Source organism: Paenibacillus allorhizoplanae, assembly GCF_927798215.1.
GTDB lineage: Bacteria > Bacillota > Bacilli > Paenibacillales > NBRC-103111 > Paenibacillus_E > Paenibacillus_E allorhizoplanae.
Window position 1 is genome coordinate 172,138 of record NZ_CAKMMW010000017.1, and the last position, 11,333, is coordinate 183,470.

Sequence of the window (11,333 nt, forward strand, 5' to 3'; positions counted from 1 at the left end):
TTGCTCTGTTTTATCGTAATATGTCGTACATTTTTATTCGCGGTATTCCCAGAGCCTTGTCACTTCCTCTAATTCGAGGTCATTAAATTGCATTTTATAAATATCAGGCTTCATGGTTTGATTCAAGAAATCGAATCCATATGTCGCATCAAAATGATTCATCATTAATGTCATAACGTTACCATGTGTGCCAATGGCGATCTTCTTCCCTTTATTTTCTTCTAGGATATCTCTCAATACGACCACCGCTCTTTGCTGGCAGGCTCTGTTAGACTCTCCACCTGGATAGGCATAATCAAAGTCGTCGAACATCCGCTTCATCTCAGACATGAATTTTTCTGTAGGAATAAGATCATCTTCTCCAGAAAAATGCCTTTCTCGAAGATCTTCCACTATCTTAATCTCTTGTTCTAATTCTTGAGCCAACCCCTCCAAGGTTAGAATAGCTCGCGCATAAGGGCTGGATATCAGCACGTCGATTCCTTCATCTTTTAATATCCTTGTGATGCCGTCAGCATTCAATTTCCCCTTGAGGGTAAGTCCCCTCGTTCTTTCATTTCCTTCTGTATAAGGTGATTCCGCATGTCTGACCATATAAATCGTCGTCTTCATGTGCGCCTCCTTAAGCTACTTTATTCATAGTTGTGAGCGGAAAGTTCGTAGACCCCTATATCCTCATTTTCACAAATATTTCCTTATACGCATTCGCGAAATGCTTTAAATCTCCTGCACTTCGACTGAAAACTGCTAATAGGCATCCTTTTCCCCACGAATCTCCTAGTTAACAGTACATGCGTGCAAAAAGGCATCCTTTTCCCAAGAATGCTCCGAATTCGGGGAACTTTGGCCCAAATAGTAGCACTTTTGCAGGTTGCTGTGAGACTGATAGTAGGTCGTTCTTTGCCTTATCATGGAGCTTACCCTCATGCGCCCTCACTACGAAGCCAAAATACCAAACCCCCTAGCATCCGCTAGGGGGTTCGGTTCCAACTATAGATCCGTTCGTTACACCACGAACGAGCTTTTCAACGACACGATCAAGTTAAACACCAAATGATCTGGTGTTGTGTACTTCGGATCCACGTTGAAGTAGCCGTGGCGGAAGAACTGGAATTTATCCTGTGGGCTTACGCTCTTCATGTTGTCTTCGACGAAACCTTGCACGATTTGCAAGGAATTCGGGTTCACTTTATCCATGAACGATGTCTCTTCTTCGCCTTCCTCATCGTCCAAAATCAGTGGCTCATACAGACGGAATTCCGCTGGTACAGCGCTTTTCGCATCCACCCAGTGGATCGTACCTTTGACTTTACGACCGGTAAAGCCGCTGCCGCTTTTCGTCTCAACATCATAGGTACAGTGCAGTTCAACCACGTTGCCATCAGCATCCTTGATGAAGTCGTTGCATTTGATGAAGTAGGCGTTTTTCAAACGAACTTCATTGCCAGGAAATAACCGGAAATATTTGGCCGGTGGATTTTCCATGAAGTCATCTTGCTCGATGTAAATCTCGCGAGAGAATGGAATCATACGATTGCCCATTTCCGGGTTCTCGGAATTATTCTCCGCTTCCAGCATCTCCACGCCATCCTCGGGATAGTTGGTGATGACGACTTTGAGCGGATTCAGCACGCCCATCGTGCGCAGCGCCTTCAACTTCAAATCCTCGCGGATGAAGTGATCCAGCATGCGAGTGTCAACAACACTGCCACCGCCGCCTTTCGATACGCCAAGCTCACGGACAAAATTGCGAATCGACTCCGGCGTCAAGCCTCTACGGCGAAGACCTGATATGGTCGGCATTCGTGGATCGTCCCAACCGTCAACGGCTTTCTCGTCGACGAGTTGTTTCAGCTTTCTTTTGCTCGTAACGGTATTCATTAAGGAAATACGAGCGAATTCATATTGTCTCGGCACATTCGGCATCTCGCACTCACGAATCACCCAGTCGTAGAACGGACGTTGGTCCTCGAACTCACTTGAACAGAGCGAGTGCGTGACACCTTCAATCGCATCTTCCAGTGGGTGAGCGTACGTATACATCGGATAGATGCACCACGCGTCTCCTGTGTTATGGTGATGTGCGTGAAGAATACGGTAGATAACCGGATCTCTAAGATTAATATTCGGCGAAGACATATCAATTTTGGCACGCAGCACACGCTCGCCGTCTTTGAACTCACCAGCACGCATACGCTCAAATAGGGACAAATTTTCCTCTATCGTGCGTTCACGATACGGACTATTTGTTCCTCCCTGTGTCAATGTTCCACGAGTTTCACGGATTTCATCCGCAGATTGGTCGTCTACATAAGCCAGTCCTTTACGAATCAAGACTAATGCTCGGCTATACATTTCTTCAAAATAGTCAGAAGCAAAGAACAGCCCGTCCCATTGAAAACCAAGCCAAGCCACATCTTCTTTAATGGACTCCACATATTCAACATCTTCCTTGACTGGATTCGTATCATCAAATCGAAGGTTCGTCAACCCATTGAAATCATCGGCAATTTCAAAGTTCGTGCATATCGCCTTTGCATGTCCTATATGAAGGTAACCGTTCGGCTCCGGGGGAAATCGGGTCACGACCTGACTGACTTTGCCTGATTTCAAATCTTCGTTTACAATGTTCTTAATGAAATTTGATATTGCGCTTACGTTAGCTTCAGCGTTTTTCGTTTCCATATGTGCCCAGCCTTTCTCCCACGGGTTAAAGTTTTATTTTCTATCATACACTATATGGTACTCAAATATAAAGGAGACATAGAGATGGAATCATTCGAGCATTACTTAGATCAATATGCAGAGCTTGCCATACGCGTCGGATTAAATGTACAAAAGGATCAAACCGTGGTCATCACAACGCCGATTGCTTGTGCCGATTTCGTCCGCAAGCTGACGAAGAAAGCTTATGAAGCAGGCGCTAAAGACGTTGTAGTCGATTGGGATGACGATGAAGTGAAGGCGCTCCGCCTTAAGAACGCTTCCGAAGACACCCTGCAGACTTACCCTATGTGGAGGGCAACTGGCATGGAGGAAATGGCGAAGGACGGCGCTGCATTCCTGTCCATTTATGCGCCTAACTCGGACTTGTTCAAGGAAGTCGCCCCTGAACGCGTCGCAATGTCCAGTAAAGCAGCAGCAACTGCACGTGCAGGCTTCCTTTCCTATATGCGCAACAACAAGGTCAACTGGTTGATGGTCTCTTATCCGACGGCCGAATGGTCAGCGAAGGTATTCCCGAATTTGAGCGAATCCGAGCGGATTACGCAGCTGTGGGAGCAAATTTTCAAGCTGACACGTGTAGACAAAGCAGATCCTGTTTCGGCATGGAAAGAGCATATTGCTACATTGACCGCGAAGCAGAATATGCTGAACAAGATGAAATATAAGCAGCTTCATTTCCAGTCTCCAGGAACCGACTTATACATAGAACTAGCACCTAAGCATCAATGGGTTGCTGCAGGCAGTGAGACCGACAGCGGCATTTTCTTCGTACCGAACATTCCAACTGAAGAAGTGTTCACGATGCCAGCTCGTAACGGCACGAACGGTACAGTGCGCAGCACGCTGCCGCTGAGCTACCAAGGCTCATTGATTGATGGCTTCTCCCTAACCTTCAAGGATGGCCGCGTCGTCGAGGCAACCGCAGAAGTGGGGCAAGAAGTATTGAACAACATGCTGAATATGGATGAAGGCTCTCGTTATTTGGGGGAAGTGGCACTCGTGCCCTATGACTCGCCTATTTCACAATCAGGCCTCATCTACTACAACACACTTTTCGATGAAAATGCTTCCTGTCACGTCGCACTCGGCAATTCCTACCCGTTCACGATTGAGGGGGGAACAACGATGAGTGCCGAGGAGCTTGAGGCAAATGGCTATAACAAAAGCTTAATCCACGTGGATTTCATGATTGGTTCCAAAGATATGGCGATTGACGGGATCTTGGCAGACGGTACGCGTGAGCCCCTATTCCGCAATGGGAACTGGGCATAAGACCCGTACAACAATGAAAGACCGCTCCTACGTGGAAACTAATTTCCATGTATGGGCGGTCTTTCTCGCATCTAGTCCTCGTCTTCTGGACTCGGTGCACGCACCATGCTGGTTGTCAAGGTTTGCGTAACAGCCGCTTTCTTCAGCTTCCATTGGCCTTTGTGCCATTTCCACAACGAAGTGACATAGCCTAGTGTGTCCGCATTCGCGATACCTGTGATGCGCTGAACACCTTTCAGTTCACAGTAGCCATCCCGATCCACATCGACGGGCTTCAACAGGCTGTATGCATCTACATTAACAATGATTGGCTTCACAATTTTCCCTTGATTGTAAATGCCAAATTGCTCGTAAGCCTCCTTGCGATCCGCAATATCGAGGGTGAAGGATTTGCCGGTCTCCTCGATTTTCATCTTCACCTTATAATTATTCTTAAAGGTCGCTTTGACATGCAGCGGTTCCGGCATCGGGATTGCGGTGGGCACGTTATTTTTGAGCGAATAGATATAATTCGAGGTAAACCCGCCACTGCCGCCGGTATCAGAGGTTACATAGATCTGAGGCAGCTTGTCATGGATAAAATCACAAAAATCCATCTTCGGATTATAGCCGCCTTCTAGCGGAATCACGACCTGCGCCTGACCTTGTCCGGTGACGGAGATAAACAGCTTGTCATAATAGGGGCTGTTCAGGTCTGATTTCAGACCGACAAGGGAGACCATATCTAATTTGCCATCGCCGGTGACATCAATTTCACGCGTCTGGATGAGCTGACCTTGCCCACTCTGTGGAGGCGCTAGCTGTGAGGATGGCGGAGGTACCGCTTGTGTAAAGGCCTCTGCCGATCCACCAAAGCTTAAAGCGCCACTCAAAAGCATACCCATCGCTGCTGCGCGCAGTGGGATTGTAAAACTATTTCTAAACCGAGACATTGTTCGCACTTCCCATCATGGAATTGAATTCGGTTTATTATTCCAAATTTCCCATTGTGGTATGCGGAAAATAACTAAAAAGAGGTGGTCTGCGATAAAGCGTCGCCTGCTCGAACGCATACGCAAGCTTAATCAACGTCGGTTCACTGAATGCTCCGGCTGCAAACATGACACCCATTGGCCCTTTGCTTGTGTAACCAGCGGGTACAATCAACAGTGGATAGCCTGCCCTGGCGGCAATATCCTCGCCTTCATCTTTGGGAAAAAACAACGCATCGAGTTGATACGTGTGAAGGGCATGATCGATCCCTTGTGCTCGTGTGAGCTCTTGATATCTATGTAGACTCGTCAAATAAGTCTCTTCCGTAAGCGTCCCGTTCGCATCCTCTGACCAAATCAGCGTGTCCTGCCCATAGACCAGCGCCTTTTCCGCATGCTGTTCATTGAATGCAATAATCTCATATAAGGAATGCACAGGTGTCTTGGACGGATCTAGCTTGGCCAGGTAGGCGTTTAGATCTCTTTTGAATTCGTAGAGCAGCACATCGTAGTTCCAAACAGCATCTTGGCAAGGAAGCACAACATCATCAATGACAATCGCACCTTCGTCGCGCAAAACTTGAATGGCCTGCTCGGCAAGCTGCCGTTCTTCCTCATCCAACTGCTGATAATACCAACGTGGAATCCCTATTCTGGCTTGATGGAGCCCTCGACGATTGAGAAAAGGGGTATAATCCCGATGGCCCTGACCGTCGCTAGCTATACTATGTGCATCCGCTGCGTCTACACCCGTCATCACGCCAAGCAACACAGCCGCATCACTCACGGAGCGAGTCATCGGACCCGGTGTATCCTGACTGCTGGCAAGCGGAATAATGCCAGAGCGACTTAGCAGGCCAACCGTTGGCTTCAAGCCGACAAGACTGTTATGCCCCGCTGGATTGACGATAGATCCGGACGTTTCCGTACCAATGGCTCCTACTGCAAAATGAGCTGCAACCGCCGCACCAGATCCCGAACTGGAGCCTCCAACTTCATAAATGCCAGGTCCATATGGATTTACCACCTGTCCGCCTCTTGAGCTATAGCCCGATGGCATCGCAACTGCCATGAAATTGGCCCACTCTGTCATATTCACCTTGCCAAGCAGCACCGCACCAGCGTCACGCAGCTTGGCAGCGATATACGCGTCCTCTGTCGCCACATGCTCCGCCAAACAAATCGACCCAGCACTCGTGTGCATCCGGTCAGCGGTCTGAATATTGTCTTTGAGCAAAATCGGAATGCCATGCAGAGGACCCCGACTCCCACTTACTGCACGTTCTCGATCTAACGATTCCGCGATCTCTACGGCATCTGGATTCAGCTCCAGCACCGCATTAATTTGGCCATTATAGGTTTTAATTCGCTCCATATAGTAAACAACCAAATTTACAGAGTTGATTTCCTGCCGTTCCATCGCAAGTTGAAGTGTGATAATATCTGCATTTGTCATCCATTCGTCCGAAATATGCGCCATCAACAACCGCCACCTCTCAACTATTATGTTACACTTATTCCCTAGGTTTTCGGGTTTACCTTCTTTGAAAACAGGGATTTCCTTGCAGCTTTCTGCAAAGTGGGCAACAAAGGATTTTCATCTGTATAATCGAATAAAGAATGAAGAATACGACCAGAATTTATGAGGTGTTCCTTTTGAAAATAGATCGTTTACTCGCCATCACCATGCTGCTGCTCAATCGTCGCCGTATTAGTGCTAAAGAGCTTTCCGAGCGGTTCGAGGTATCTATGCGCACCATTTATCGAGATGTGGAGGCCATTAACCAAGCTGGCATTCCGGTAGTTTCCTATGCGGGACTCAGCGGTGGTTATGAAATCATGGACCAATACCGGCTGGATCGTCAGTTTCTGTCTTTGGAAGAGCTGCAATCGATCATCACCGGCCTCAAAGGAATTCGCGCTTCCGTCCCCGACCAAGAAATCAGCAATTTGCTGGATAAGGTCGGCGCACTCGTCGCCAAATCCGAGCAACCTGACGCAGCCAGGCTGGGCAACCAGCTTATTCTCGACATAAATCCATGGGGCAATAACCATCAAAATACAGAGCACCTGACAGCTCTTCGCACTGCAATCAAGGAGACAAGGCTCGTCACCTTTTCCTATATATCATCGCAAAGCGAACCGTCCGTACGAACCGTTGAGCCCATGGGCATCGTAGTCAAAGGCTTCGGCTGGTATCTGTACGGTTACTGCTTGCTGCGTGAAGATTTCCGTGTTTTCCGATTATCCCGGATGCACGGTGTCGACGTGCTTTCCCAAACATTCGAACGCAAGCAAGAAAATTTGGAGAAGCTCGATTATCGTCGAGGCAAAAGAGACCCCTCTACCCTCATTACGCTCGTGCTGCACGCGCAGCCGAATGTTAGAGCGCAGATCGAAGATTATTTCCGACCTGAGGATGTGACCATGCAGCCCGACGGAACACTGATGATTAGAGCGACGCAGCCCGATGAACCTTGGCTGCATAACATGCTGCTCGGCTATGGTCCAAACCTACGCATTCTAGAACCCGCGCATATCGCAGCCATCATCAAAGAAAAGGCCGAAAAAATAGTCGCCCTCTATTCGAATCACTGACACGCTGTTGTCAGCATTGTTTGTCTATACTAGGAATATGAAGAGTGCGTATCAACCAAGAGCAAGCATCTTTATGAAACTCTGCCTCTGCTGACGACGTATCCATAGAGGGATGCCATGCTAGTGATGCCAGGTTCTCTGGCGGAATGACCAAGACCATGCTAAAGATGCCAGTTTACTGGAGAAAAAGACCAAAACCCATGCTAGTGATGCCAGTTTTTCTGGCGAAAAACTTTGAGGAGGACAACCCCCATGATCAAAATGATTGAAGATTTTGCAACCGAGTATGCCCGCGAAGCGCAAGGCACACAGCGCGTCATGGACGTCCTGACGGATGCTTCCCTTGCCCAGAAAATCACACCTGAACTACGCTCGCTTGGACAAATTGCTTGGCACATCGCCACAACGGTCCACGAGATGCTGTCCCGCACGGGACTGACTTTCGCCGCCCCTGAAGGCGAGGAGCTTGCCCCCGCTTCTGCCCAAACCATCGCTGACACCTACCGCGCCTCCGCTGCCGCAGCCATTGAAGCGATTCAGACGCAATGGACCGACGCGAAGTTGTTCGAGACAAGCGATATGTACGGCGATCAATGGCCTAACGGGCTTACACTGCGCGTTCTCATCTCCCATGAAATTCACCATCGCGGTGAAATGATCGTCTTGATGCGCCAAGCTGGATTGCGCGTTCCCGATATTTACGGTCCGACGCGAGAAAGTTGGGTTGAAATGGGTATGCAGCCGTTGGTGTAGGGGATGTTATTGCACATAGCCTCCGCCATATCGGCGGAGCTCCTGTAACCCACACCCAATCTACACCCCTCAGCCCTATCGGCGGAGCTCCTGTAGAATAGATGGATTTTCTGTAGCTAATTTCAGCAGAATGAGCCTTTTTAGATGAATAACTGGATTTCCTACAGCTAATCTGAGGCATTTGATCCAAAATGACTCCTAACGGTTGAAATAGCGGGAGGTTTTCCAGTTAATCTGTTAATTGGCTGAAAGTCGACGAAATTAGCTGGAGGTTTTCCAGTTATTTCTTAGATTTCGATGATCGAGTCAGCTAAATAAATCTCGTTCAAACATAGAAAGAGTTGCCCCCTCAATTCCTTAACGAAATTGTGGAGCAACTCTTTTGCATATTGGTGTGCCCTTTTCCTATAATCTGGCCACCGAACCATCCTTATACCCCACGATCACCTGGCTCGCCATTCCAATAAAAAGCCCATTCTCCACAACACCCGGAATCCCGTTAATAGCCTGATGCAGATCAGCAGGGTTAGGGATGCTGCCGAAATGACAATCGATGATATAATTCCCGTTGTCCGTCACAAATGGCTGACCATCAACAGCTCTAACTTTAGGCCTGACGCCAAGTGATCGGAGCTTCCGAATCGTTAGTTCATAGCCAAACTTTACAACCTCAACAGGTAGTGGAAATGCGCCAAGCTGCGCAACAACTTTACTTTCATCCACCACGATAATCAGCTTCCTACTTGAAAATGCAACGATTTTCTCCCGCAGCAGCGCACCTCCCCCGCCTTTGATTACGTGCCAAGCAGAGTCGACTTCATCTGCACCATCTATCGTGACATCAATTTCTGAGATATTTGCAAATGGAATAAGTGGAATCCCCAACTCCTTAGCCAAGTTCTCGGAGGCTACTGAGGTGGCAACAGCCTGAATGTTCAGGCCATTTTGCACCCGAGCTCCAATCCCTTGGATGGCCCAATAGGCCGTTGATCCCGTCCCCAAACCGACGATCATCCCATCTCGAATCTCCGTAATAGCTAGCTCTGCCGCTGCTTTTTTCGCTTCCACGTGTGCACGCTCCTCACTTCCACAGATTGAATTCTATCCAACTAGTTTAACATAAAAAGAAAAACACAACGGAGCTTCGTTCGCGCAATATGGTAAGCGAGGAATCTTCTCATCGGCTATACTGGAAGTAAAAGGGAGGGGATCCGCGATGCACAATAAAACGGTACTCATCACTGGAGCTAACTCTGGCATGGGCCTTGCTACAACGGTGGCTTTGGCCCAGCAAGGCGCCAAAGTCATCATGCTCTGCCGCAGCAAACAAAGAGGCGAGCAGGCGCTCGCAGAAGCGCGTCGCCAGAGCGGCTCCAAGCTCATCGAGCTGATGCTCTGCGACCTCGCTTCGCTTGCGAGCATTCGCACCTTTGCGGCGGCATTTCTAGCCAAGCACGACGTGTTGGATGTGCTCGTGAACAACGCTGGCGTCGTCACCGTGAAGCGAAAGACCACAGCAGATGGCTTCGAGTCCATGATGGGTGTCAACCATCTCGGCCACTTTCTGCTGACCCAGCTTCTGCTGGATGCTATCATCCGCGCTCCGCAAGGGCGGATCGTCAATGTCTCCTCCGGCGCCCACAAAATCGGGCGCATCGATTGGGCTAACCCTCACCTGCAGCGAGGGTTCCGGGTCTGGAACGGATACGCCCAGTCGAAGCTGGCGAATATCTTGTTCACCCGCGAGCTCGCGAAGCGGCTCGCAGGCACTTCAGCCACGGCCAACTCGCTCCATCCGGGAGCGGTGGCCACGAACATCGGTGTCGATCGCGACACCGGGTTTGGGAAGGCCGTGCATGCGATGATGCGGCCGTTTTTCTTGACGGCGGCGCAGGGCGCGGATACGGCGGTGTTTTTGGCCACGAGCCCTGACGTGCAGACGGTCAGTGGTGAGTACTTCTACAGGCGGGCGATTGCGCCTGTTTCCGCCCGAGCGAAGGACGACGCGCTAGCTCGTCAGCTCTGGGCTTGGAGCGAGGAGCAGGTCGGACTCACCAGCGGTAAGCACTAGATCATCGGGCCTGCTCCCCTGCAAACCGCGGATAGCTGATCCCATACAAGGGTACGTTATAGGGAGCATTTACCTTATGTTCGGAGTGTGACGACCCTTGGACTTCTTCCACAGTCAAGAATCACTGACCACTATGCAGTGGATTTTACGAGCCGTTATAGGCTACTTTTTTCTGCTTATCACCGCCAAAGCATTAGGCCAACGTTCGATCTCCCAACTACGTTTTCTCGATTTCGTCATTGCACTCATTCTAGGCAACATCATGGCACATCCGCTCTCTGACGAGCACCTAGCCTTAAAGGGCTCCATGATCACGACTATTGCGCTCGTGGTACTATATCTCCTAACCTCGTGGCTGAGTCTAAAATGGAACTTCCTCAAACATCTCTTTGAACCTTCACCCCTGACGCTTATTGAACACGGAAAGCTTCGCATGGGCGGCCTGCGCAAAGCCAAAATCTCAGTCGACCACCTCTTCTCTGAGCTTCGCAAGCAACAAGTGGAGGATATCGAGAAAGTGGCGCTCGCTTTGTGGGAGCCCGGTGGGATGGTCTCCGTATTCCTAGAGCCTCAGCATCAAACGGTAACCGCCAAAGATATGGCAATCCCCAGCGACCCTTTCTCCCTCGTGAAGCCACTTATTATTCAGGGCGCCTATGATAAAAAGCTGCTCGCGCAGCAGGGGAAAGATCTGGCTTGGCTGGAGGCGCAGATGCAGACTTTACAGGTTGACATGGAGCACGTCGTGCTCGCAACCCTTGATGATCAAGATCAAGTGCGTGTATACACAGAACGTGACACGCAAGGAGGGGACGAATTAACGCTGCATTGAGCGTTGGCTCGTCTTTTTCTTGTGGTTTGATTGGTCCAAACAAACTCATATTTAGCTACTTTTCAGTGCAGTACACTGGATACATCCAATGTAGCGCGGGGGTTGGGGT

At 49.4% G+C, this 11,333-nt stretch carries 10 protein-coding genes; 5 read left to right on the top strand and 5 right to left on the bottom strand.

The features are described from left to right. Nucleotides 1-33: 33 nt before the first annotated feature. Together L6I86_RS24245 and L6I86_RS24250 are read right to left on the bottom strand one after the other, a co-directional pair. Nucleotides 34-612 carry a histidine phosphatase family protein gene (locus tag L6I86_RS24245; RefSeq protein ID WP_236290990.1) on the bottom strand — a complete coding sequence of 193 codons (579 nt, stop codon included), beginning with the start codon at nucleotides 610-612 and terminating at the stop codon, nucleotides 34-36. 393 nt (nucleotides 613-1,005) lie between these two features. Next, on the bottom strand, nucleotides 1,006-2,685 hold the full coding sequence (locus L6I86_RS24250) for a glutamine--tRNA ligase/YqeY domain fusion protein (RefSeq protein WP_236290991.1): 1,680 nt from the start codon (nucleotides 2,683-2,685) through the stop codon (nucleotides 1,006-1,008). An 84-nt stretch (nucleotides 2,686-2,769) separates the two neighbouring features. Here L6I86_RS24250 and L6I86_RS24255 point away from each other — a divergent pair, with 84 nt between their 5' ends. Next, the gene (locus tag L6I86_RS24255; RefSeq protein ID WP_236290992.1) at nucleotides 2,770-3,999 is read left to right on the top strand and encodes an aminopeptidase; all 1,230 of its coding nucleotides are present in this window, start codon (nucleotides 2,770-2,772) and stop codon (nucleotides 3,997-3,999) included. 71 nt (nucleotides 4,000-4,070) lie between these two features. On the opposite strand, the gene L6I86_RS24260 is transcribed toward L6I86_RS24255, so the two are convergent. Both L6I86_RS24260 and L6I86_RS24265 read right to left on the bottom strand, forming a co-directional pair. Next, nucleotides 4,071-4,931, bottom strand: a complete 861-nt coding sequence (locus tag L6I86_RS24260; RefSeq protein ID WP_236290993.1) for a hypothetical protein — start codon at nucleotides 4,929-4,931, stop codon at nucleotides 4,071-4,073. A gap of 37 nt (nucleotides 4,932-4,968) precedes the next feature. Then, nucleotides 4,969-6,450 (bottom strand): amidase family protein, encoded by a 1,482-nt coding sequence (locus L6I86_RS24265; RefSeq protein ID WP_236290994.1) that lies wholly within the window; start codon nucleotides 6,448-6,450, stop codon nucleotides 4,969-4,971. Nucleotides 6,451-6,590: 140 nt separating this feature from the next. On the opposite strand from L6I86_RS24265, the gene L6I86_RS24270 reads away from it, so the two are divergent. Further along, on the top strand, nucleotides 6,591-7,568 hold the full coding sequence (locus tag L6I86_RS24270) for a helix-turn-helix transcriptional regulator (RefSeq protein WP_236290995.1): 978 nt from the start codon (nucleotides 6,591-6,593) through the stop codon (nucleotides 7,566-7,568). Nucleotides 7,569-7,820: 252 nt separating this feature from the next. Further along, nucleotides 7,821-8,321 (top strand): DinB family protein, encoded by a 501-nt coding sequence (locus tag L6I86_RS24275; protein WP_236290996.1) that lies wholly within the window; start codon nucleotides 7,821-7,823, stop codon nucleotides 8,319-8,321. A 405-nt stretch (nucleotides 8,322-8,726) separates the two neighbouring features. Here L6I86_RS24275 and rpiA read toward each other — a convergent pair whose 3' ends face one another. Further along, nucleotides 8,727-9,389, bottom strand: a complete 663-nt coding sequence (rpiA, locus tag L6I86_RS24280; protein WP_236290997.1) for a ribose-5-phosphate isomerase RpiA — start codon at nucleotides 9,387-9,389, stop codon at nucleotides 8,727-8,729. 148 nt (nucleotides 9,390-9,537) lie between these two features. On the opposite strand from rpiA, the gene L6I86_RS24285 reads away from it, so the two are divergent. Next, the gene (locus L6I86_RS24285; protein ID WP_236290998.1) at nucleotides 9,538-10,392 is read left to right on the top strand and encodes an SDR family oxidoreductase; all 855 of its coding nucleotides are present in this window, start codon (nucleotides 9,538-9,540) and stop codon (nucleotides 10,390-10,392) included. Between the two features lie 97 nt (nucleotides 10,393-10,489). Then, nucleotides 10,490-11,224, top strand: coding sequence for a DUF421 domain-containing protein (locus tag L6I86_RS24290; protein WP_420851922.1), 735 nt, complete (start codon nucleotides 10,490-10,492; stop codon nucleotides 11,222-11,224). Nucleotides 11,225-11,333 lie beyond the last annotated feature (109 nt).